We start from the raw sequence: 25,838 nt of genomic DNA, 5'->3' as shown, positions 1-25,838 counted from the left end.
GTCCGTCGTTACACTTTTCCCATAAATGGGTATTGTATGGTGTAACTACACCCGACAAAATCACTATATATGCTAACAAAAGCATAAAAGATAGTCAGTTTTTAATAGGATTAGGTTTATCGCAACCTATTCGCTTACTGTTTAGTGTTGTTAAGCACTTGATTATTTATATAGCAAAATACGTATTTATTGTCAAATAATATTTTATCTTTTTTGATATTTTTTCTTATTTTTTAATACGTTGCGTGTTGATAATATCTTATGCTTATTAATTGTTTCTTTTATATTTATGTGCTTTTAAAACTATATTATGGGCTTTATGAAACGATTGCGTTATTTTTTGAATCTATATATTTATAATATTTAGAAACGCTCTCATAATGCGTATTTTTAGCTTTATAACCTATCATTTTTTTACTAAATGAATTTTAAATTTTTTGTGAATTTTGTTTATAAGGGGCTCTAATTTAAAAAACCTTAATAGCACCGCGCTCTTATAACAAATGCTTTCATTTGCATTTTTGCTTTCTCTATAGCTGTTATGTTCTTTACAGCCATGGCATCATTTTTCAGTTTCATAAGAGAAACGATAAATAGGATAATTGTGATTTATTGCCTGTTATGAAAACACTTATGAAAACATCTCAATAGAAACTGATCATTATAGAGATGAGCAAAATCCCTTTTAATAAACTTTTGTCATTTTTGTCAGTTCTTTTTAGAACCTATATCATTTTTTTTAATGAGAGAAAATTAAAATCATTATATTTCAATAAGTTAAGTTTTATGAATTTTTCAAAATACAACTTATTAAAACAGCCATAACAAATAAATACAACTGTAAATATATATTTGTCAGTTTGTGTCAGTACATTGAATCGTCAAAAGTGATCATTTAGTGAATGATTAAAACATGTCTTATGAGAGTATGTGATCCTTTAAAGCCTTTCAAAAGATGGTTTATAACTCATAAGAAATGCTATCAAGATCATTAGGTTATGAGTTTTGACGGTTGCCTCTTTTAGATAAAAAAACGATAAAAAGTAAAAACGTTATTTTTCAATGTGTTAATATTTTACAGATCTTAAAAAACAACCTCTATTGATAACACAACCTATAAATTCAACTAATAATATACGTTTTGAAGGGGTTTTGACGGTTTTTATACCTTCAAAACCTATAAGAAAAGTGAATATACATAACCCTCTTTAAATAAAGCTTCTGATAACAATAAAGCTATCATTTTAGATTACGGTATAATCTTTTAAAGGCAATGTAAAAGAAGCGTATTCACTTTAAGATGGGATTTCTTAAAAGTTTTAAAGTAATCCAAATAAGAGTATTTAAAAGTGCAAATGATTTCTTTTTAGAATAACGCATATAAACTATTATTTAAAAAAGGGATACTCAATAATAATTAAGTCAATAAGTTATATTAATAATGAGAATTTTATTCTTTATTGATTTTATTAGTTTTTTTCTCTATCCCTCATCTTTTTGAAGCTTTTTTATAGCTTCAAGAGCGAGTTTTTTACGGTCTGCGCTCTTTATGTAGAGAAAAATTAGAGTATTTTTAACTTTTCATATAATTATTCTTTGAAAAGGTCAGAGTGCGTTCCTGTACGAATAAGATGTAATTTATCTCCTTCTATTCTATAAATAAGCAGCCAATCTGGTTCGATATGAATATCATGATATCCTACCCAATCGCCTTTTAGTGGATGATCACAGTAATGTCTTGGTAATGGCTTTTCTTCAATTAGAAGACTCAATAGTGTACGCAGCTTATTCATATTTTTACCGCGTTTTTCCGCTTTGCGCACGTCACGTTTAAATTGTCTTGAGCGGACGGGTATCAGCATATTAAATGCCTAAATCCTTAAAAAGGGCATCAGCGTTTTTAAATGTCTTACCTTTACCTTCATCTAATTCCTTTATAGCTTTACGTGTGACACTATTAGGTACTTTAAGATCAAAAGGCAAACAACCTTCTTCAGCGACACGCAAAAATGTTATGCGGATAAGGTCTGATGCACTTAATCCCATACGTTCTAAATTAATCATCGCTTGTTTTTTCATTTTAGCAGGAATGCGAGCGCGAACAACAGAATCGGCTTTCATGATTTGTATCTCCATTTAAAACCTTTATTATAGTGTAGCTACACTGTGACTTCAAGTCAATTTTTTAGAATTAAAAACCCTCTGGATAGCAGGTATGGCAAAAAAAACTCCACGAAAAGAATCCTTGATTCGCAATAATTAAGAGGAATGTTGCAAAATCCTATTCTCTTAACTTTATTTTGTTATCCCTCATAGAAAGAAGATTATATCTAATCAACTTAACAAGAGAGGTATAGATTATGGTTATAAGCTCTATACCCCTTGTAAGGTTATCACTCTCATTATGTGAGCATGCTTTATAAGTTATTCGGTTTCTCTTATTTCTAATTTTGGTAAGTTCTTAACGATTTTCATGGTTTCCAAACTTACAGTGATAACCCTTTGAAACAAATCCAATGGATAGGCAGGGTTGCCAATGGTTTCAACAGCATAGTGATTGGCATCATTCACAATGCCACTCTTTTTATCAGTCTTTACACATTGACGCCCCATAACCCATTCAAGAGCAGGTCTACCATTTACGATATACTCATAAGCTTACTTAGGGATATCTGTCATGATGATATTGCTATTATAAATAACAGTTGATTTATTCTTTTCCTTACTATCCTTAATTTTTGCGAATTTCATTTCTGTCACGTAATAAAACTTTTCTGGATTAGAGATATCAGTTAATTTTGGATTACCCTTTTTAAAGGTCACAGGATAAGGCTCTACATCTTCATAATTCACGTGCAAATGACCGAGTTCACGCCCTGCTGTCACAAATTTCCAAAAATCATCAGCCGTTTTTACGCAAGGGATACGAGGCAATTCTTTGCATAAATTATCAGCATAACGGGTGCGATAATCTTCTGAATGCAAAAGACCGTAAACATAATAAAACAGATCATCTTTAGTGTTTTTTCATTGGGATAAACGGCTTTTAAATATGCTAATCCTTCATTAGTTATAGCATTACGCATTTTCTTTTTTCTTATTTTAGTAAATAAGCGATTGTCATGCTATTTTTCTTATCAAGCGACAATCAATGGATAGTTTTTTGTTGTCTCTAATATGTAACAGTTCCAATAAATTTGGTCTATTCTATGAATAACAGTCTTTACTTGAAGCTCAAAATTATATTACATGCAACACCTTAAAATTAAGAAGCATATTAGAGTGTATGATTGTCATTTAACAGTGTCATTGTAAAATCTTCAAAAGCGGGGGAAATGATATGGTTTGCACAACTCATAAAGCAGGTGTATACAGTACAGTCTATGCTTTTTTCTCAGATGTTATAAGTATTACTCTCATCAAAAAATTAAAAAATTGTTACGCGGTTGGCGATTTTTTCTGTGACGCTGATGATGGGGGTCATTTTGTTGCTCATTTTGAGGGCACAATGAATGCATAGATTTTTTTTCACTTTTATTTTTGCGGCTATTTTGTGCCTTTTCTCGTTGCCGAGTTTTGCCCAAAACATTCGTGAGAAAGCGATTAATCAATCAGAGAGCATCCAACGACAACAAACGCAAGAACAGCGTTTTCAACGATTGCACCGTAGAAACGAAACACATGGGATATTTTTGCCAGACGATGATACCACATCTGCCTATGGTGCTTCATCTAGTACAACCTGTTTGCTGATCAAAAGCATTGAATTTGTTGGCGCTCAGTTGATTTCTCATACCAACCTTCATGAAGCCATTTCTCTTTGGGAAGGACGGTGTTTGGGGATTGCCGAAATCAACAAAGTGCTCAAAGCGGTGACCAAGCTTTATATGAAGCGCGGCTATATTGCGGTGCGGGCTTATTTGCCTGAGCAAGATTTAAGCGGCGGTCATCTCAAGATTGTTGTTGTTGAAGGTGTGATGGAAGATATTACCCTTGATGGGCATAAAGTTGGAAGGAAATCTCAAGGAGAAATCACCACGGCTTTTCCAAACCTTATTGGAAAGCCGACCAATCTGCGCCAGATAGAGCAAGGGCTTGATCAAATCAATCGGCTTTTCTCACGCCAAGCCACCATTAATCTTGGTGCGGGGAGCAATTCGGGTGGTTCGATACTCGATGTTCATATTGAAAAACAGAAACCTTGGCTTATTACGCTTTCCAGCGATAATCTTGGCGCTAAAGCAACAGGGCTTTATCAAACGCGCTTGAGCTTTTCTTTTGATGATCTGTTGGGGATCAATGATCAATGGTCGTTTAGCTATCAGCGTTCTATGGATGGTAGTCCGTATCATTTTTCTCACAAGCGCCCCAATAGTGATACTCTAACGGGATCCTTTTCTCTTCCCTATGGCACTTGGACAACAGGTTTTGATGGGACGTGGAGCCAATATCATTCAAGTGTTAAGGGGATATTTTCCGATATTATGACTGCGGGGAAGTCTTTATCGCTGACACCATGGATTTCACGGGTTATCGACCGTGATCAAGAGGGAAAGACCTGGCTTACGGGACGCTTAACATGGAAATATTCTGATAATTTTATTATGGGCAGTCGGGTTGATGTTTCCAGCCGTAAACTAGCTATTGCAACCTTTGAGCTTGATCATTCGCGCAAGTGGCTTGGAGGAGAATTAAGCGCGCATATAGGGTTTCATAAAGGGTTGGCAATTCTTGGCGCTTATGATGATAAAGAGCAAGAGAATGCAACAAAAAATTCACCCAAAGGGCAATTTTCCAAATTGTCTTTTTCCCTAGGCTACGTGCGTCCTTTTTCGCTCAAACAATATAACTTTCGCTATAACACGCTGTTTTCAGGACAATTATCACCCGACACGTTGTTTAGTTCAGAGCAAATATCGCTTGGTGGCAGTTCCTCTGTGCGCGGGGTGCGTGAGGCGATTTATTACGGCAATAATGGGGCGTTTTGGCGCAATGAATTGTCGCTGTTGTTGCCAGGTTTTTCTTCGAGAATGGGGCGTAAATTTATGAGCCAATTTGCCCCTTATATGGCGCTTGATCTGGGGGCCGTGGCCAATAATGTAAACAAAAACAGTTTTGGCGGGAGCCTCGTTGGGGCAACTCTTGGTTTCCATGCAACCGGAGACATTACGGATATTGATGTGTCTTATTCGAATATTTTAACCCAATCGACAGTGCGAGAAAAGGGAAATGCGACAGGGTTATTTCAAGTGCGGGCATTATTGAGATTTTAGAGCAAAGGGGCGGTAAAAAATATCGCTGCGCTGTTTATACCCATATGGGTTGTTTTTTTAAAGAGATAAAGAATTTTATGAGGAGCTGAAGATGCGGGGATTGAAAAATCAAAAGCATAGATTGGGATATGGATACAAGCTATGGCAGCGCGTTCTTTGTGTTTTGCAGCGAGGGATCCATAAGGGGCTTTCACTTGTTTTAAGTTTTTGCTTAGCTTTTCAGCCTTTGTTGTTGCAAGCACAAGCGCTTGGAGCGCGAAGTCCTGTTGCACAAGAGAGCCAAGGGATTAAAGCAGCTGATGGGGTTGGCTCTGTTTTCCGCCCCACGGTGGGGAAAGCCGGCAATGATGTGCCGCTGATTGATATTGTTCGCCCCAATGGACAGGGTCTTTCTCATAACAAATATGACAGTTTCAATGTTGATACCCATGGCGTGATTTTGAACAATTCGACTGAGGAGGTTTCGCGTTCACAGCTTGGGGGATTGGTGCCAGGCAACGGCAATTTGCGTTATAGCGGTGCAGCAAAGGTTATCCTCAATGAAGTGGTGAGTGCCAATCGCTCGCGTCTTGAAGGCGTGAGCGAAGTACACGGGCATATGGCGGATGTTATTATCGCCAATCCCAATGGGATTACCTGTAACGGTTGTGGCTTTATCAATACTCCACGGGTGACTTTATCGACCGGACAACCGATTATTGGAGCCGATGGCGCTTTGAGTGGATTGCGTGTTGAGGGTGGAGATATCACCATAGGCGCTCGTGGGGCTGATGGGAGTGCATTAGATATTTTTGATCTTGTTTCGCGCAAGATCAGTGTCGGGGGTCCCATACAGGTCAAAGGAGATTTGGCTGTTATCGCGGGGCGCAATCATTTTGATTATAACAAACGCGAAGCAACTTCTCTTGGTTCTGATGGCAAAGAGCCGGAATTGGCGATTGATTCCAGTGAGTTTGGTGGAATGTATGCGGGGCAGATCCGCGTGATTGCCAATGATAAAGGTGCGGGCGTTAAGATGCGCGGAGACATGGTTGCCAATGCAGGCGCCATGAGATTGACAAGTGATGGCAAGCTGGTAATTGCCAAAGCACGTGCCAAAGGAGCGGTGAAGGCTCACTCCCACCACGATAGTGTACATGTGAAAGATCTGCTTTTCTCAGAAGAAGCAGTTGAACTGAAGGCTTTGAAACATGTTGAACTGGCTGAGCAAGCTCGCGTTGCAGCGAGCGGTACTGTTGATGTGCACGCCGATCTGATCAAGCTCCAGTCTCATGCTCTTCTAGCAAGCGGTATTGGGAGTGATGGTCAACAGTCAGCGACGGGTTCTTTGCATTTACAGGCAGCAAAGCTTGAGGCGGGGAATGGGCGGATAGCCGCCGGTGATCTTTTAGAGATCCAAGCAGCAACAATTGATCTGAGCCGCATGCAAGACAATGATCAAACAGGGGTTTCTTCCCTTGGCGATCTGACCATTAAAACCAATCAAATCAGCGCTTTAAACAACCATATTGGTGCCAAGGGGAATATTGTCTTGAGCGCCGATGATGGGCTCACTGTAGGCGCTGGACATTATAGCGCCGGCGGCTCTCTTTTGGTGGAAGCAGCAGAGCTTACATCACGCGCGCGCTTAGTGGCAGAGCAAAAAATTGACCTTTATGCGCATCACGGTGCCCTGATCCAAGAAGGCACTGTATTGTCCAATGGGAAGATAACGCTGGATGCCCATGGTGCCCTCAATCATACGGGTGATATTGTCAGTATGCAGCAGGTTGCCTTGACAGCGGGGGGCATGCTCACAACCTCTCAAGAGAGCACGATTTTAAGTTATGATGTGGTTTTAAGTGCTGATGCTTTAACCCAAGCAGGGACTGTGGAAGCTCAAGAAGGAGCATTAACCCTTCAAGTGCGTGATGGGGTTATCAATAGCGGCACAATGCGCGGTGAGAGTGTCGATGCTCATATTGGTGCATTTACCAATCAAGGGACGTTTATTGCAACCGATGATTTGCATTTGATGGTAAGCACACAAGAAGGCGCCGATCCGCAACAAGCCTTTCTGAAGAATACATCCGAAGGTGTCCTTCAAAGTGGTGGCGTTTTTGTTGTGACCGCAGGGCAATTAGACAATGCCGGTGTGCTTGGCTCTAGTGGTGAGAATGTTGCCCTCAATGTGGCAGGGAATGTCAGCAATAGTGGGCTGATTTACGCCAAAAAATCTATGGACGTATTCAGTGATGGTGATTTAACCAACACACAGGGCAGAATGATTGCAGAAGAGGCTCTCAGCATTGGTGGGCTGAAAGAGACACGTGCTGGTCATATAAATAATGAGGCTGGTCTTCTCAGTGCTTTAGCCGGTGAGATGAAGATTGTTGCAACGTCTTTTGTCAATAAAAGCGCTGAAACGACAAATTCAGAGCAACAAAACGCTACACATGATGAAGGTGCGCATGTTTTAGCGCGGGATGGTTTGCGCATTGATGTGGGCAGTTTTGAGAATGTTGATGGTCTTATTTCTACGCAAGGGGCAGTCAATATTGTTGCTGAGAGTGTGATCCAAGCAGGGCACATAGAGATTGAGCGTGGTGACCTTCAACTGACCAGCCACGGTGATTTAAGCAATAGTGGCACAATAGAAAGCAATGATACCATTGCTTTGCATGCGCAAACAAATCTCAGCCAAACGGGGCGCATTGTCTCTAAAAAGCGGATAGAGCTTTCCAGTGATGGCATATTGACAATGGGCGAGACAAGTGAGGTTGGCGCCTATGATGTAACGCTGAAGGCAGGCACACTCACCCAAGCTGGGCTTGTGGAAGCGCAAGGCGGGGTACTTACTCTCAACAGTCATGATGTTTTAAGCAATTCCGGTATTATGGTGGGCGGTGTTGTTGATGCGAAGCTTGGGTCTTTAGCCAATTCAGGTCAGCTTTTAGCCAGTGACAGTTTTACGCTTATAGCAAAAAGTCATGATCCGTCATTGGGGCAAGTTGCTCTGGTTTTAAATGGTGAAGACGGTGTACTCAAAAGTGGTGGTGCTTTTGTCTTAACCGCAGATGTTTTGGACAATGCCGGCAGTATTGGTTCAAGTGGTGATGGGGTTGCGCTCAATGTGAGCGCTGATCTGAGTAATAGTGGGCTGATTTATGCCAAGAAATCTGCCATTTTCTCCTTAGATGGGGATTTTATTAATAAGTTTGCCGATGTCATTGCTGAAGACAATCTCATCATCCGTGGTTTAAGTGGAGAGCGGGCTGGTCATGTGATCAACAGCTCGGGTCTTTTAGAAGCCGTGTCAGGCGATATGACCTTCGATGTCTCAGCGCTTACCAACATGCGTGAAGGTGGAGTTGAAGTTAGCGATAAAGTGGTTTCTCACAGTTACGTGCGAGGAGAATGGAAAAAAACCGAGGTTAGACACCACCAGATAAAGGAAGATGTTGACACTACGATCATTCGTCAGCAGCCTCATTTTACCAATGGAGCTGCACAGATTTTAGTAGGACGTCATCTCACGGTTCATGCCGGCGATATCCGTAATAGCTACAGTTTGATTGCTGCTAATGGCAACATTGAGATGCAGGGTGATACGCTGCTCAATGAGGGGCGCGATTTAACCGAAACAACAAAGATTGTAACTGAAACACATCGCAGGAAGAAACATTGCCACACATTATTAGGAGGGTGTAGTATTACAGGCATAACATATTATGGCAGTACTACTGATACCAAAACAACCGTCCGCACTTATGATGCTGTTTACGGCACGATTGAAGCTGGTGGCACGCTTGATGCCAAGTTGACAGGCTATATTGACAATCATGCGGTGCGTGAGGGGGGTGAGCAAGTTGGCTTAAGCTCTGGCGATAAGGGGTTGGCTGGTGTTAAAAACACCGATTTTGACGGTTCCAAACCACTGATTAGTGATGATCGATTGGACGGTATTATCAATGGTTTGAAAGGGCACAAAGGGCTTTTTGCACCAAGCACAAAAACACCCGCACCAGAATCCATACAAGTGCCAACGCAAGATGGGCTTAACTCTGTTAAGACAGAATTGGACCAGACCCAAACACCGGATGTGCCATTTTTAGTCGAGACGCGTCCAGATTTTATCAACCCAAGTAAATTTTTAGGATCGGACTATTACTTAAAAAAGATTGGCAATTATAAGCCTGAGAACGTGTTTAAAAGATTAGGGGATGCTTATTTTGAATATCGTCTGGTGGGTGAGCAAATCTTCGAGCTGACAGGCAATCGCACTCTTCTTGATGTTGAAGATCCCAATGCTCAAATGCAAAGGCTCTATGACAATGCTGTGGAGCAGCAAGATCCCTTGGGGTTAGTGCTAGGCAAGCCCTTAACGCCTCAGCAAATTGCTGGGATCAAAAAGGATATGATCTGGCTTGAGACCCACCTTGTCGACGGACAAGAGGTCTTGGTACCCCACGTTTATTTGGCACCAAACACTTCTTTAGCACAAGATGTTTATGGGGCAAAAACGCAGCAAGGAAACCTTGCCAGTGCACGTTTGAAAGGCAATGGCGTCACTATAGAGACGGACCGTCTTACCAATAGCGGCACCATATCAAGTAATGGTGCATTGCATGTTTCGACTACGCAAACTTTGTTTAATGATGGTGGTTTTTTGCTTGGCAGCGGTGCCGTAGATCTCAGCAGTGGCGATCTTTTAGCCAACTCTTCAGGGGTTATTCTGGGGGATATCATCACCCTCAATGCGAAGACAATCATTGATGGTACTGCAAAAATCCGTGACACGAATGAATATGGTTTTGTTGATCGCAGTGGGCAGCAGGCTCAAATCATTTCTATACAGGATTTAAACATTCACTCCCTTGGCGATTTAAGCATGACTGGTGGCCAATGGAGCAGTGGCGGTCCGATGACGGTGATTGTCGATGGTTCTGCTACGTTTGGTTCATTAGTGCTAGAGAGTGACCATAAGGAGACATTGGAAAAAGGGCATTATAACGCCCAAAGCAGTGAGCACCGTTTGACAGAAGTCAACAGTGATGGAGATTTGACCATTGTCACAGGTGGTGAACTTAACCTTGGGGGAAAGTTTAAAGCCAAGGGCAATGGGGATTTCACCAGTGGTGGCGCTCTCAACGCGATTTCAGAGCAAGATTTTAACAGTTTTGATTTGGATCTGAGGGGCAAAGAAGGCGACAAATCGAAGCAAAAGAATAAGTTTCGTCAACAATCAACAGAAGTTACTACAAACAAAACCACGATAGAAACAGAGGGCAACCTCTCCATGCATGCGCAAAATGGGGATCTCACGCTTGATGCGGCAGGGCTATCAAGTGGTGGTCAGACGCATTTGGCATCAGATACGGGGAAGATCAAGTTTCTGACCAACAAGGATCAAGATTTTAAGGACGTTTATCAGCGTAATGAAAACCTTGTGTGGTGGAGTGAGAGCGATAAAGGTTACCTTAAGGAGACCATCGAGCATGTCACCATAGATGCTAAGGGTGGCATAAAGCTTGATGCGGGTGATGGCTTCGTTGTTGAGTATCAGGCAACCGGTGATTTAGACAAATCTCTTGAGCAATTGTCTCGCTCTCCAGGCTTGGCATGGATCAAGCAACTGCGTGATGATCCAGAATTATCCAAGCAAGTGGATTGGCAAGCAGTTAAGGCTGAATTTAAAGACTGGGATTATAAAGCCCAAGGGCTGACAGAAGCCGGTGCGGCTCTCGTGGCATTGGCTGTCACGGCGGTTACGGGTGGAGCAGCTTCGGGCGCTGCCAGTGCCATTACCGGTGCTTTGGGGCTTGGCTCGAGCACCGCCATGAATGCGGCGATACAGGCTGGTGTCCAAGCGCTGATTAACAAAAGCGCTGTGGCTCTTGTCAATAATCGCGGCAATATTGCCGGTGCCTTGCATGAGCTTGGCTCTTCAAAGAATATTCTCAGCATTGTCTCGTCGATGTTGACAGCAGGCTTAACCAGCCAACTAACCGAAATGGCAGGTGTTGGACAATCCTTGCCTAAAACGGCTCCTCTGGTTGATCGCATCACCCGTGAGGCGGAAAAGAACTTGATCAAAGCCGCCATTGGCACAGGCGTTCAAACGGCTCTTGAGGGTGGTTCTCTTGACAAGAACTTTTTTAACAATCTGCGCATCGCCCTGTCTGATACGGTTGGCAAATCGTTGGCGGAAGAAATCGGTACCGCCAAGGCTGAAGGCAAAATAGATACGGTCACGCAGATCGTTGCCCACGCCGGTCTTGGCTGCTTAAAAGGCGCTGTTGCGAGTGGTGCTTGCACAGCCGGTGCTGTGGGGGGTGCTGTGGGCGAAGCCACTGCTATGCTCCAGTTTCAATTGTGGGTGCAAGGCATTGTGAAAGAGGAAATGGGGGACTTAAACGGTCGCACCCCAACTCCGGAAGAGGAAGCGCGTATAAACGCAAAGATTGATGCGCAGTTTGCTGACTTTAGAGACCACACCATTGATGTCGCACGTGCTGCCGGGGGCGTTGCCGCTGCCCTTGCCGGTGGCAATGTTGATGCCGGCGCTGATGCCGCAGGTAATGCCGCTGAAAATAACTTTTTGGGTAGTGCACAACGCGCTCAGATGAAGAAAGAGTTAGAAGAGTGCCCTGATGATCAGTGTCGAAGAGATATTAACGAAAAATGGTTCGAGATTGATGAACAACAAGATAGAACTTTTGCGACAGGAATTATGGCTGGTCTCATTGCCGATGCACCAATCAAGCTATACGAGTTAGCTGATGGCGCTGTGAAGAACATGATGTTACAAATGATAATATTTGCTAGCAATCCACGGGGGGGCGTTGAAAAGAGTTTTAAAGACATTGGAACAGGAGCGTCTTGGGTCGTGAGTGGACATGTGATTGATGATGCCTGGGAAGGTGCTGGTCAATTCTGGGGAGGTGTTGAGGATGCGTTTATAGGGGATATAGATTACGTAAAAGAGAATCTTGAAAAAGCGGGGGTTGACGGAGCTTTTAATGCTGGTTTTGAAAGTGGAAGATTATCAGCCGGAGTATTAGAAAACTTTGCTGGAGGAGCTGGAGCAGCCAAGGGAGCTATAAATCTTGGCAACAAGGCTGTGATCAAGTTCATTGCTAGGAAAGATTTTGCCCAATTCGCTTCCAAGAAAAATCTTGCAGAACTTGCAGCTCAAGGAGATCCTGACAAACTTGCGGCGAAGAAAGAACTAACTAAACTTGCTGCTAAAGAAAAAAAGAAGTGGTTAAAAAAGAAACCTACTAAATTTACCGATAGCAAATTTGGACAGACTAACAAAGCCTATCAGAGAGACGATTTGTTTGATCCTAACAAAATTGTTAGTTGGACAGTAAAAGGGGAAGAAGTATGGGGCACCAATGTTGAAAGAATGGAAGCAGGAAGAGCACCTATGGGGTTTGATGGCAAGCCTGTTGAGTTGCATCATCTATCGCAAACGCCTGAGGGGCCCATAGCAGAAATTGGTAGTAAAGATCATAACAAATATACTTCCGTGATTCACGCTAATCCAAAAACACATCAATCGCTTATAGAGAGAGAAAAGTTTGGTAAGTGGAGAGAGGAATATTGGAAGGAACGCGCTAAAGGTTATAGAGAACAAAAAAACAGTAATTTAGGAGGAATAATTGATATGAAATGGAGTATCATAGGGATAGATTTTGACAGATGGGGACAGGAGCATCGGCAATAATGCTCTACGGTTGATGAAAAGAGAAAAAAGAAACTTATAGAATAATTTATGGAGAATAATTGATGAAAACCTATACCTTAGATGATGTTGCAGTATTAATTGATAAAGTGAATAAATATGATGATGAGATTATCAATTTTGGTACTGCAAAAAATGCAGTTGATGATCTTGTAATTGAAAAGGCGGAGAAAACTCTCGGCTTACAATTCACATCGTCTTACAAGAGTTTTTTAAAAAATTACAAAGGAGGGGAAATTGGTGGTGAAGAAATCTTTAGTCTTTATAAGGAGTGTGGGGAAGGTGTTCCTGTTGGTGATATTGTTTACCGAAACTTACTCGATAGAAAAGATGGTTTTGCGACACCAGAACAGCTTATCGTTTGTGATGCTGATTTTGATGAAACCTTTTATTTTGATTATACGCAGTTTAGGGATGGTGAATGCCCACTCTATGTCAGGTTTCCATTGGGCGATTGCGAATATTACGCCAGTGATTTTTATGAATTCCTTTGCAAAAGAATTAAAGTACACGCGGGAGAAGAGATACTTGATGGTGACCAACCAATTGAAAAGATTGAGAACACTCCCACTCCGCAACCTATCCCTTTTTACAAGAGCTTTTGGAAAAAACTATGGAAGAGGTGAAATTGATAGAGGAAATATGAAGCGTTACGCAAGTTTTGAGGATCATCCATGAAAACCTATACCTTAGCTGATGTTGCACAATTAATTAATAAGTATCCGGATGTTATCGACTTTGGCACTGCAGAGGATGCAGCTAGTGATGTACGGATTAAAGAGGCAGAAAAAACTCTCGGTTTACAATTCACCTCGTCCTACAAAAGTTTTTTAAAAAATTATGGAGGAGGAGAAATTGGAGGTTATGAAATTTTTAGCATTTATAACGCAAGTTTTGATAAGTGTCCTGCTGGTGATATTGTTTTCTATCATTTGACGGATATAAAAAATGGTTTCGCAAAACCAAATCAGCTTGCCGTGAATAGAACTGATTTTGGTGAAACATTTTATTTTGATTATTCTCAGTTTTGGGATGGTGAATGCCCACTCTATGTTGAAATTGCATCTGGAGATTCAGAGCATTACGCAAGTAACTTCTATGAATTTCTCTGTAAAAGAATTATGGAACATGCTGGGGGGGGGGTAATGACGATGCAAACCAAAGACGCAACAGAGATTTTAAAAAGACTTGGCTGGGAGCCCCATCGCGATGAAATGGGTGATATGTTTGCTTATTATCATCTCCCCGATCGCATAGTGCGTATTCATTATGGTGTCATAGATTATGGACGGGATAGTGGAAGATTATGGGTTTCTGTCAGTCTTACCACTGCCGCCTATTGTCTTGGCTGGGAATACGCTAACGGTAAGAAATCGCGATACCAATATGAGGATATGCTGATTTCTTCAGAAGAGAATTTTGGAGTTACAGCACTAGAATTTTTTGAAAACCACGTTAAGGTAGCTTTAAATAAAGTGTTAGTTTGGGCGCACGCACAAGATATTGAGAAAAAATTACGTGAAAAAGCTGCTAATCATTCTCTCGTTGCAAAGGCTCTACTCGGCGATACCGAAGCTTTAAGGAATTACAAACCTACATCTCAATTATATACACCAGAGTTTTCTGATTATGAAAAGATGACACAGGTTGAGCGTATGATCTTTTTTGCTGAGGCTTATAAAAATAACGAATTGGATGACATTTTAGCACGCAAAAAACCGAAACAGTGTTTGATGAGTCTTACAGCAGCAACGCGCATTCTTAAAACCCAAGGGTGGTTTGTTACGGAACCTGGGAAAATGTGGTTAGTTTTGCCCGACCGCTTCATTCAATTTGATTTTGGTTTTATACGTCTTCCAAATGATGATTACAATGTTCATCTTGAAGCAGAGATCTCCAACGAAGATATTTCTGTAGCTTGCCATTATATTCACGATAGTAGAAAATGTAGGCAGATATCAGCTACAAATATTTATCAGTCTTTTAATACGATTGAGGGAGGGGTTTTTAGTGGTGTTGATAAAGGAATTGATATTCGTGTAGAGACATTAAATGAGCAGGAGCTTATCAAAATTTCTGAGCGGGTGATACAATGGGCGCGTGCTCAGGATTTAGAAGCAGCGATAGAAAGCAAAGCGCTTGTTCAAAAATATAGCTCTTGTCCCGATATCCCATGGCATTTGGCTTGTTTAGCATTAACAGGTCAAATTGATGTCTTGAAATCCTATCAAAATGCCGTAAAAGCAGGTACGATTTCTGAATATTTAGATGACGATGATGTGGAAAAATATGTTAATCACGCTGTTCAATTTGCTGAAGGACATCTGACCGTTTTAAAGGAGCGAAAGGCGGCGGATGCACGTATTGATGTGCAATCTTTAGCTCTCCTTAATACAGTTTCTGAAACATTAAAAATGATGAACTGGACAGTCTATCGCGACAAAAATTATAATCGTAATGCCTATTTTATAAGCAAAGACCGTATTATCAACATAATGTACAGTCTTGATAGAAAAGGAAAAACACCGATCGTTATATTCAAGGCTTCACTTTCAACACTTGCCTTTTCCACTGCTCATAGGGATGTTTTTCCCGAGAAGCCTCAATATATAGCTCTCAAAGAGGCAGAAGAAGTTTATACAGTTTCTAGTGTTGAAGTTGAAGAAGGCAAACTGAAGCAAATCTGTGTGGATATTCTTAAGTGGGCTGATAACCAAAACACCAACCAAATCATTTATGATTATGCGGCTTTGCCAACAAATAGTGAATTTTGCCTTGCAGAATTTCACCTTATTGCACTTATTTTGACTGGTAATGTCAAAAAACTTAAGTTTTATAAGGAGAGTTTTCAAAGAAAGAACCGTCTAGGCTTTGTAGATACTATCACAAAATATGATATTGACAATGCTCTCACTCTTGCACGGGGTTATCGAGCAGGTTTTCCGAAAAATGCACCGATTTTGAGCTTGGATGCGCAAACAGCATCTGTTGCTTCTAAAACAACTTCTGTTGAAGTGGCAGAGGAAGTGGATGAAGTGGATGACACTGATGATCGTCTCACCATGGAAAGTGCGACAACGCTTTTGAAAAGCTTAGGCTGGTCAACCGAGAAAATCAATGAGAATGACCATATGGCAAGCTATCAATTGGCTGATCGTGAAGTAGATATTCTTTATAACGACGAAGTTGCCAAAGATTGTCCGCAATTTGATAGCGCCTTTATGATTAGTACCGGTATTCTTTCCGCTGCTTGTAAATTCATTGATCCTACCCACACGGAAGATATTCCAGATATACAGCTTAATTTTGAAGCCAAGGGATTAGAAATCTTTGAACCAGAAGTCACTACGGATTGTTTAAAGCAAGCACTTGATGATGCGCTAGAATGGTCAGTCAAAGACATTGACCTTTCTAAAAGACTTCGCTCTGATTATGGCACTGCTCCTTGGCAACGGGATGCAACGTCTAAAGCAGATGATACGGATTATGCTTTGCTTCATCTTGGCGCTCTTGCCTTATTGGGCAATATTGAGACCTTAAAATCTTATCAGCAAAGCTTTACGGCAGGTGATCACCTAGGCTTTGACGAAAGCATCAACAAAACCCACCTTGAACGTGCATTAGCTTTAGCCAAAGAAGTAGCAAAGGTGAAGCAAGTGAGCTACGCTTTGATTGAACGGGTGGCAGAAAAGTTTGATGATCAACAAGAGGTTATCAGCAAGGAGCAATCCCGCTCGTGGAAAGAGAAAATAGTCAATTTTATCGGAAAAAAAGACAAGAAATAGCACCTAAAAAATATCAAAAAGATTTCAAAAAATTTAGAAAATAAGGCGCGGTCCAAAGCCTTGATCATAGTTGAGAAACTCAACAGTGGTATGGCTCTGATCATGGTTTTGGTGCAAGATTTTAAGGAAACAACCTATAAAAAAAGATCTATAAAATTATTCCATAGATTATAAAAATCTCTTTTAATGGGCTTTTGTCTATTTTATCGGTTATGTCAGTTTATTTAACAGACGAATCTTATGATTTTAGTGAGTGATTAAAATGTGCTTTATGAAAAGCATATGATCCTTTAAAGCCCTTCAAAAGAAACGGTTTATAATCATAAGAAATGCTATTAAGACTATTATGGTTATGAGTTTAGGGGGGTATGGGGGTTTTGGGGGGTCTTTTTACCCCCCCCTTTATATATATTTTTTAATCCAAAATAAAAGTTATTATATTTCAATAAGTTAATCTTTCAAATAAACAACCTATATTAAACATAACACATAAATACAATTTTTAATATATATCTAAGAGGGTTTTGTAGGGGTTTTGGGGGTTTTAAAAACAGACAAAACCTATAAGTAATATAAGAAAATGAATATACATAACTCTGTTTAAACAAAGCTTTTGAAAAGGATAAAGCTATCATTTTAAATACGGTATAATCTCTTAAAGGCAATCCAAATAAGAGTATCTAAAAGTGCAAATGATTTCTTTTTAGAATAACGCATATAAACACTCCTTTTAAAGATTATAGGTAATCAATTCACAAGATGATACGTTTAAAGAATTTACAAAAGTCCATTAAAGGATTTCTGATAACGTAATTCTTTCCTATCTTAGTTATCTCATAACAGATGATAAAATAAACTTTTATTTAAACTAATACATAAGCGGCTTTAATAAGATTAGCATGCCCATTATGTGAGCATGCTTTATAAGTTATTCAGTTTCTCTAATTTCTAATTTTGGTAGGTTCTTAACAATTTTGATTGTCTCTAAACTTACAGTAATAACCCTTTGAAATAACTCTAATGGATAAGCAGGGTTGCCAACGGTTTCAACAGCATAGCGATTAGCATCATTCACAATACCACTCTTTTTATCAGTCTTAACGCATTGACGCCCCATAACCCATTCAAGAGCAGGCTTGCCATTGACGATATACTCATAAGCTTCAAGAGGGATATCTGTTATTGTGATATTGCTATTGTAAAAAACAGTTGATTTATCCTTTTCCTTACTATTCTTAATTTTTGCGAATTTCATTTCAGTTACATAATAAAACTTTTCGGGATTAGAGATCTCTGTCTGTTTTGGATTACCCTTTTTAAAGGTCACTGGATAAGGTTCTACAGTTTCATAATTCACGTGCAAATGACCCAGTTCACGCCCTGCTGTTACAAATTTCCAAAAATCATCAGCACTCTTTACACAAGGAATGCGAGGTAATTCTTTGCATAAATTATCAGCATAACGAGAGCGATAATCTTCCGAATGAAGTAAACCGTAAACATAATAGAATAAATCATCTTTTGTTATGGTTTCATTAGGATAAGCGGCTTTAAAATAGTCTAGACCTTCATCAGTAATGGCATCACGCTTCTGTAAACCAGCTGTTTTACTTTCTTCTGTAGAAATTAAAAATAAATGAGTTTGTTTTTTGTTTTTATCTTTTGAGACCGTTGTGTCTTCGTAAATATAGCGTGGAAAGCATTGACCTGTATCTATTGCATGAAAATCAGGTAGATCCTTAGTCATAATAACAGAAAATCCACTTCTTGCCCCTATAGCAGAAACTTGTATCACTGTATTTTTGATCATTTTTTCTACAGGAAAGATACGAGGCATTTGATAAATTGCTTCATTAAAAATGCGATTATAATAAAGCCACTGTCGTGTAAAAGGACGATATAAACTTTGAACAAAACCGACTTCTTCAAATTTTAAAATATGACCTCTTGCTAATTGTTTTTTTATATTCAAACTCCAACTTATCTTGCTTGTATCTGAATTAACAAAATTATCTACAGCCTTTGTACGTGATTTACTGTCAGTGTGCGCATAAGCATTATTAAAACGTTCTGCTTCACTGTTATAGAAGGCAATCATGTTACCCATATTTTTCGCTAAAATTGCACGACTTGAATTGTATGCCCAAGCATCACGACTAGTCGTAATGCCACAAGAATAAATCTCAAAGAGTTTTTTCTCATGAGGTCTCTTATCGCCTAAAGCTAAGAATGTTTCAAAACTGTCATCACGTTGACGTATCCAATCACCATGCTTATCTGGTGTGATTATTTGCCAATCTTTTTTACTTCGTGTAATGCCATCAATACTACCAAAGTCCTTAATTGTTTTAAGTTTTTTTTCTCTTGTTTGATTATCACCAATATCATGATAGTAAATTTTACAAGGTCCAATAGTATTGGGATTTTTTATAAACAGCGTCACGGCAATGCCCGTCATACTACCACTACCAAAAACATTTTCACCTTCTTGAGCAGCTCCATTGCTTAACATATTTTTACGAAGATCCCCTCGTAAATTAAGTACATAAATACTCGTAAATTCTTTGGCTAAAGATTTTCGTAAACTATTCATTGTCGATTTTTCTATGTAACCAGAGCCAGAAACAAAGCCGATTACCCCAGCATTACCAATACGGTCACTTGCCCAGCGCATAGCACGAATATAACTGTCATAAAAATTTCGCGTATTCATTGATTTAGATTGAGCAGCATAGGTTTCACGAATACGGTTATTTAATATGGGATAAGGGGTATTCTTTGCATTGTCATTAGCACTTTTTTGACCTGTTGAATAAGGAGGATTGCCAACAATAACTTGGATATCTACTTCCTGCTGTTTTTTACACCGCTCTGAATTCTCAAACATATAGCGTGTAAAAAAATCTTTTTCTTCAAGCATCAAAAACGTATCAGTTAAACAAATTCCTTCAAAAGGGATATACTCTCCTTTCATAAGACTATGATAGGTCGATTCAATGTTAATCGCTGCTATGTAATAGGCTAGCAAAACAATCTCATTGGCATGAATATCATGACGGAATTTATATTTCATATCCTCTGGTTTGATGAGCTTGGATTGTAAAAGCCGTGTAATAAAGGTCCCCGTTCCAGTGAAAGGGTCAAGAATAGAGACGCCTCGAGAACTTAAGCTTTGTCCAAACTCTTGCTCTAAAACATCATTGACGGAATGTAAGATAAAATCAACTATTTCAATAGGCGTATAAACAATCCCAAGTTTATCTGTTGTCTTTTTGAATGCCTTGGTAAAAAAATCTTCGTAAAGTTTGATAATAAGATTCTGTTTTGCTCGCGTTTCAATAATACCCTCTGTATCATCCTTTACACTTTGATAAAACTTTTCAAGATCTTTGGCTTCGTCTTTGATATTCATCTTATCAAGTTCTCTTAAGATCTTTTCCATGGCTTGTGAAATGGCATTGTTTTGCACAAACTCATTTCCATCAAACAAGGATTCAAAAATAGGACGTGTCACAAGGTGTTGCGCCAACATCTCAAGTGCATCCTCTTGCTCGATACTGTCATTTAAACCGTTCTTTAATTCTTTATGAAAGGCATCAAAAGCGTGAAAGGCTTCACTCTTTTTATCAGCGAGTATGCTTTTAAGACGAATAATATGATTTTGTGCAATTGCAGCTACATTGCCAGCCCAATTTCCCCACTGATTAGGCTCTCCACATTTTTTGACAATGATGGGCTTAATAGCACGCGATAATTCATCAACATAAAACTCGAATTCTTTTTGTCCTCCATATTTATAAGAGCTTTCACTTGCTACTGAACCAATATGAAGCCCAGCACTTTCCGATTTCGCGTGGAAAGAGAGTTCGTCAACAACTGCGGTCATTGCTTGTAAAGCAGGGTCAAAAGTAACCCCTACAATCTCAAACACATGACGAACATCTTGGTCCAGCTCTAAGGCTTTTATTTTGTTTTTAAAGTTGTCATCATGAGCACGCAAAGCATTGAGAACTTGCCAGATGACATCATACTTTGTATTGTTTTCTAAAGCCTGTTGTGGTGGAATATTAAAGGGAATACCAACGGGTAAAATAATGTAGCCTGTTGTTTTACCTTCTGCGCGGCGCATCACACGCCCCACAGCCTGTATCACATCCACATGACTTTTACGCGGGTGTAAAAACATAACCGCATCAAGAGCAGGGACATCGACTCCTTCAGAGAGACATCGGACATTGGTTAACACACGGCAGTTATTCTCATCTGTATCTTCTTTAAGCCAATCAAGTAATTTATTACGATTTTTGCCATTAAAAGATCCATCAATGTGCTTAACATCAAAGATAAGAGAAGTCTTACTTTCGGGAACAAATTTATGATATTCATCAATGGCGTCATTGAATAGTTCGCTAACTAATTGAGACGTCTTGATATTTTTACAAAAAGCCAGAGAACGACGCATAGGTTTTATGCCATCTTCTTCCTTCTTTTCTATTTGGGAAAGTGCTTTGTAGCAGCCAATGATTTTAGTTGTATCATCAAGAATAAGTTCGGAATTTTTATCTTTAAGGCGTTTCTGAATCGTTGCGTTAATAATTGCTTCATCAACAGCCAAGACGATAACTTTATAGGGTGTTAAAAGTTTATCTTTTAGAGCTTTTGAAAAAGTATACGTGTAAAGATTTTTTCCATAGAGCTCTTCATCATCCATGGACGCCAGAACAGCATCAGATGCGTCAGCCTTCTTTTTCAGCTTGTCGGTAAAGATCTTAGGGGTTGCCGTCATGTACAGACGTTTTTTGCCCCGAATGATGCTGTTATCATGAACCTTGATAAATTCAGATTCACGCTTGTCTGTTCCTAACACAGCTCCAGTGGTACGGTGTGCTTCATCACAGATGATCAGATCAAATTCGGGTAAATCATACTTTTTTTGCGCATCCGAAATCACTTGGATTGAATGGTAAGTCGAAAAGACCACAGTCATTACATCAAGAGAAGTTTTATTGGCTTTACGCGCAAGCTCTTTGGCATCGGTCGTAGCCGGTAAAACAAGGTCTGATGCATCGAGACCAGCTTCATCATCATTTTTATTCTTACGACGCTTACCTACTTGCGTATCCGAACATACGGCAAAGGAACGCAAGGATACTTCTGTATCTTCTGTCCATTCACGAATTGTTTGAGAGATAAGAGCGAGAGAGGGCACCAGAAACAATACACGCTTGCCTTTTCCTGCTATGGTTTCTGCTATCTTCAAACTGGTGAAAGTCTTGCCCGTTCCACATGCCATAATCAGCTTGCCACGGTCTGCTTCTTTTAAACCTTCACAAACCGCTTTGAGCGCTTCTTTCTGATGATCTAAAAGCTTTTTCTTTGATTTCTCTTTGAGAACAGCTTGTCCTTGTTCTTTATAAGCCCCCCAATCGATTTGACTGTTTTCTAAATCAAACAGATTAATCCGTTGAATACGAACCTCTTGTCCTTCACAAGTCAGTTCAACATTGTCACTCCAATCTGTTTCGGTGCTATCAACCAGTATGCGACGGGTGAAGATCTTTTTGCCCGAGGCAGCAATAAAACTATCAATATCTTCTTTTTTAATTATGTGAGAGGCGTCATAGCATTTACATTGAATAGCCGCATAACCCCCTTCATCACGGATTGTAGCCACCAGATCAATCCCAATATCCGTTCCATCTTCATCATGCTCTTGCGCCCATTCCAAATAAGTTTGAACCTTTTCGTATTCTTGCTTTTGAAGCGGCTCTTCACTCAAATAAACCATGACAAGGTTTTCAAACATGGTTCCTAATTCACGGGGTGATTTAGCTTTTTGACGATAATATTCCAACAGAGAGCGTAAAGTGACGTGTTCATTATCAGAGTGATGAGAGCGAAGCATAAAGGATAAACTCCATAACTATCTACGATACAGATTAATTCTCTTCAAAAGAATCGAAATGAAGCTTATTAAATCCATTTTGAGCAAATGGTGAAAAAAATGTAGAAAAATGCGAAAAAACGGATAAATTTTTTCAAAAGGGGTTTTTAAAGGCTACTTATCCACAGCCTATGACATGAAGTAAAATCAGCAAAATAGTGAATTTTGCTGTTCGTTTCACGTGTTCATCAAGACAAATGAACTATGTGCTTTTAAGATATCAGAATGTATGTTTTGATAGGCTTTTATTGCTTGCTTTGTAAGAAAGATAAAAAGCATATACCCCCTATGCCCCCAAAACCCCTACAAAACCTATACTATAAGTTGAATTTACAGGTTGTAATGTTGATATAGATTGTTTTTTGAAAAGTTGATAAAAATTAACATATTGAAATATAATGACTTTTATTTTGATTTTTAAAATATATAAAGAGGGGAATAAAAAGCACCTCCAAAACCTCCAAAACCTCCAAAACCAATAGATGGGAAATGTTTTGAAGGTTTCATTTTATGAATACATAAGTTATATGTTTTATTGGAATTTAAAATTCATTCATTGAAATGTTTTATGACTTTTCACTAAAGGATGCCATTCATAGCGTATGGTAGGTCGACCGCCTTGGGAGTTATTGTCTCCAGAGATTTCACGAATATAATTGCAACGGCATAAAAGCTCTAAAGCTTGCTTCACAGCTTCATTGTCTTTTAAATATTTCCAATCACGTTTATAAACATCCCGTGCAGTAAAAACATCAGGTAAACAATCACAGCGCTTGACAAGCAAGTTTGCACTTTCTGTTGCTAATGTATCATGCGCCGCATAAAGACGTTTGGCATGACTTAACAGATATTTTTCCCAATACAAGGCTCTCTCAAGAGCATTTCTATTGATTTCAAAACGACCCCCTTCGGTCAATTCAAAAATCAACGCAAGGGTTGGTATGGTTTTATCCATTTTCAAAAGATACGATTGTAAATTTGTAGAGAAATGACCACTATTTATTTTTTTCTGAAAATTTTCCCACCATACACGAAACATTTCTTGAGCTTCAGCAGAAAAGCGTATGGTTATCGGATGCTTTGGTGAGCCTAACGGTTTATCATAAAGAGAACGAAAGACCCCTTGATAACTTTCCCACACCTTTTGATTGGAAGGTCTATCCGTCCATAACCGCTTTTTTCGTTCGTCGGGCCATACAATCATTTGAAATCGTTGCATGAAACCATCATCATTTATTCCATGGCACATGGCTTGAATAATGGGAATAATGCGTGAGGGTTGAATGCCCCCAATAATGGAAATGGTTGCATTGGGAATATGAATGGTTCCACGTTCAATACGGTCATAGGTGTATGACGTATTGCCATTAAAAGCTGTTAGATAAAAGGCACGGTCTGTTTGGTATTCCTTTCTTTCCATATTAGCTAAAAACCCAGCCAATTCATCTCGTACCATCAAGAGACCACGGGGGTTTTCTTTTAAGAGTTCCCCAAGCTTTTCGACAGTCACATCGTTGACAATAAGACGTCGTTTATCAAGAGTGTTATCATCACTTTCTTTGTGTTCAATAGATTGTGAAAGAAGGGCAAGGGCTTGTTCCTCATCTTGATCTTTGAGTGCTTTATAGGCTTGTTTTTTCTTTTCTCGTTTATCTAATTCAATAAGAATATCTTTCTTTTCTTGCTGTTCTTTCTTCTTTAACCATTCTTGATGCCATTCCTCTTGAAAGGCATAGAGAGGAGTTAAAGCGGCTTGCATGGTAGGTGTTTTGAGTGTTGAAGGTTGCCCCACAAGAGCACCCCAGAGATTAGGAACAATTTTCCAATTATTATCATGTTTTTTGGGAGCAATCCGCACGCCATTGCCAATCACAGCAGCCAAGCCACATAAAGCAGAGATAGCAATAAAATCGATAGAAGATTGTTGAAGATCGGCAACCTCATAAATATAGTCCATTAATGGCATTGGCAACTGTAATAAGCTAAAAGGCTCGACGGGTAAGAGAGCCGTAGCAATCGATTTTAATTGCCCCCAACCATTTTGTTGCAAGGCTTGTTCATAAGAAATGGCTTTTAAACAAGTATTTTCGTTTAAAGAGACATTATCGTTATCATTGACGGGAGTATTTTCATTATTGTTTTGTAAATTACTATTTTTCATAGTTTCCCTCTTTTAAGAAAGTAATACGTTATTAAAATCAGTTCCTTTTGGAGCTTGCATCATAAAGACCTCAAAGCCTTGGCTATAAGCACGCGCAGCGAGGTTAAAACCTGCTTTACGACCCGCATCATCACCGTCCATTGCAATGGTGAGACGGGCTTTTGTAGGGGGTAAATTCACACGCATCATGCCACTGGTTGAAAGAGAAGCCCATAAATCAACGGGCTCTGATAACAACCCAGACAGCAGAGACAGCCCCGTTTCAATGCCTTCACAAATAACCAGATGTTTGGGATTTTCTTGGCTTAAATGCACCCCACCACCCATTACAGATCCCAACATGGCTTTTGCTGGTCTTTGATCTGTTTTGCAGCCATTGGCTTGTAAAAAGGTTCTATGAATGGCGAAAGAGCCAGCGCCCTTAACAAGAGCAACCAACGCGGGCAGTGTAACCCCAGAGGGGTGCGGACATTTGCTATGAAAGCGTAAATCAGGAGGCAAATCACATGTAATACCCCGCATACGTAAATAGGTTTCTGCTAAAGTATTTTTGATTGGTTGGCTTTGTTGCCAAATTGCTTTTGCTCTCTCTGCTTTCTGTTTTGCTCGTTTGAGATCAGCACAAAACTGTTTTGAGAAAGAGAGTGTCTGATCATAAGCTTGTTTTCCAAGCAAGCCAATTCTAATAAGCGCTTGTATGATCTCTCTAAAAGAGCAGCCAGCATAACAATAGAGTAAAAGACGCCCATCATGTCCATTGGCAAGGGATAAGCTAGGCAGCCTATCATCATGAGCAGGGCAACGGGCTGTTCCATAACGCCCATGCCAAACTCCACGTAATGCACAAGTAATTTTTTGAGCTGTTGTATGCAATGCATAAGCATCGCTTGTTGTAGCATTTGTAAAATGCATAAAATCCCTTCCTGCTACTTGCATTACAGGACAG

General features: G+C 39.7%; 9 protein-coding genes and 1 pseudogene. 4 read left to right on the top strand and 6 right to left on the bottom strand.

Annotated elements, in window-relative coordinates:
• Window positions 1-1,589: 1,589 nt before the first annotated feature.
• The 3 genes and pseudogenes from ACFINW_RS06925 to ACFINW_RS06915 all read right to left on the bottom strand — a co-directional run.
• On the bottom strand, window positions 1,590-1,862 hold the full coding sequence (locus ACFINW_RS06925) for a type II toxin-antitoxin system YafQ family toxin (protein ID WP_375630510.1): 273 nt from the start codon (window positions 1,860-1,862) through the stop codon (window positions 1,590-1,592).
• A gap of 1 nt (window position 1,863) precedes the next feature.
• Window positions 1,864-2,121 carry a type II toxin-antitoxin system RelB/DinJ family antitoxin gene (locus tag ACFINW_RS06920; RefSeq protein ID WP_375641073.1) on the bottom strand — a complete coding sequence of 86 codons (258 nt, stop codon included), beginning with the start codon at window positions 2,119-2,121 and terminating at the stop codon, window positions 1,864-1,866.
• Between the two features lie 303 nt (window positions 2,122-2,424).
• A pseudogene (locus ACFINW_RS06915) lies at window positions 2,425-3,083 on the bottom strand (type ISP restriction/modification enzyme); the annotation flags it as partial.
• A 429-nt stretch (window positions 3,084-3,512) separates the two neighbouring features.
• On the opposite strand from ACFINW_RS06915, the gene ACFINW_RS06910 reads away from it, so the two are divergent.
• The 4 genes from ACFINW_RS06910 (at window position 3,513) to ACFINW_RS06895 (ending at window position 16,787) form a co-directional block, all read left to right on the top strand.
• Window positions 3,513-5,273, top strand: coding sequence for a ShlB/FhaC/HecB family hemolysin secretion/activation protein (locus ACFINW_RS06910; protein WP_375673987.1), 1,761 nt, complete (start codon window positions 3,513-3,515; stop codon window positions 5,271-5,273).
• Between the two features lie 91 nt (window positions 5,274-5,364).
• A complete protein-coding gene (locus tag ACFINW_RS06905; RefSeq protein WP_375673986.1) occupies window positions 5,365-12,984 on the top strand; it encodes a DUF637 domain-containing protein in 7,620 nt (2,539 codons plus the stop codon).
• Between the two features lie 62 nt (window positions 12,985-13,046).
• Window positions 13,047-13,628: an SMI1/KNR4 family protein gene (locus ACFINW_RS06900; protein WP_375673985.1), complete on the top strand. Its 582-nt coding sequence runs from the start codon at window positions 13,047-13,049 to the stop codon at window positions 13,626-13,628.
• A 48-nt stretch (window positions 13,629-13,676) separates the two neighbouring features.
• Window positions 13,677-16,787, top strand: a complete 3,111-nt coding sequence (locus ACFINW_RS06895; RefSeq protein ID WP_375673983.1) for a DUF6990 domain-containing protein — start codon at window positions 13,677-13,679, stop codon at window positions 16,785-16,787.
• Between the two features lie 928 nt (window positions 16,788-17,715).
• On the opposite strand, the gene ACFINW_RS06890 is transcribed toward ACFINW_RS06895, so the two are convergent.
• The 3 genes from ACFINW_RS06890 to ACFINW_RS06880 form a co-directional block, all read right to left on the bottom strand.
• Window positions 17,716-22,692 (bottom strand): DEAD/DEAH box helicase, encoded by a 4,977-nt coding sequence (locus ACFINW_RS06890; protein ID WP_375673982.1) that lies wholly within the window; start codon window positions 22,690-22,692, stop codon window positions 17,716-17,718.
• Between the two features lie 592 nt (window positions 22,693-23,284).
• A complete protein-coding gene (locus ACFINW_RS06885; protein ID WP_375673981.1) occupies window positions 23,285-24,892 on the bottom strand; it encodes a YfjI family protein in 1,608 nt (535 codons plus the stop codon).
• Window positions 24,893-24,904: 12 nt separating this feature from the next.
• A complete protein-coding gene (locus tag ACFINW_RS06880; protein ID WP_375641020.1) occupies window positions 24,905-25,804 on the bottom strand; it encodes a toprim domain-containing protein in 900 nt (299 codons plus the stop codon).
• Between the last annotated feature and the right edge of the window lie 34 nt (window positions 25,805-25,838).

This window comes from Bartonella sp. AA18HLJMS, assembly GCF_042197245.1.
Taxonomy (GTDB): Bacteria; Pseudomonadota; Alphaproteobacteria; order Rhizobiales; family Rhizobiaceae; genus Bartonella.
Note: the sequence above shows the minus strand (reverse complement) of the source record. Positions and strands in the feature narration are given on the sequence as shown.

Bases quoted from the DNA above. Each gene is read 5' to 3' on its own strand.
- ACFINW_RS06925 (WP_375630510.1), bottom strand. From the start codon at position 1,862: ATGCTGATACCCGTCCGCTCAAGACAATTTAAACGTGACGTGCGCAAA.
- ACFINW_RS06920 (WP_375641073.1), bottom strand. From the start codon at position 2,121: ATGAAAGCCGATTCTGTTGTTCGCGCTCGCATTCCTGCTAAAATGAAA.
- ACFINW_RS06910 (WP_375673987.1), top strand. From the start codon at position 3,513: ATGCATAGATTTTTTTTCACTTTTATTTTTGCGGCTATTTTGTGCCTT.
- ACFINW_RS06905 (WP_375673986.1), top strand. From the start codon at position 5,365: ATGCGGGGATTGAAAAATCAAAAGCATAGATTGGGATATGGATACAAG.
- ACFINW_RS06900 (WP_375673985.1), top strand. From the start codon at position 13,047: ATGAAAACCTATACCTTAGATGATGTTGCAGTATTAATTGATAAAGTG.
- ACFINW_RS06895 (WP_375673983.1), top strand. From the start codon at position 13,677: ATGAAAACCTATACCTTAGCTGATGTTGCACAATTAATTAATAAGTAT.
- ACFINW_RS06890 (WP_375673982.1), bottom strand. From the start codon at position 22,692: ATGCTTCGCTCTCATCACTCTGATAATGAACACGTCACTTTACGCTCT.
- ACFINW_RS06885 (WP_375673981.1), bottom strand. From the start codon at position 24,892: ATGAAAAATAGTAATTTACAAAACAATAATGAAAATACTCCCGTCAAT.
- ACFINW_RS06880 (WP_375641020.1), bottom strand. From the start codon at position 25,804: ATGCATTTTACAAATGCTACAACAAGCGATGCTTATGCATTGCATACA.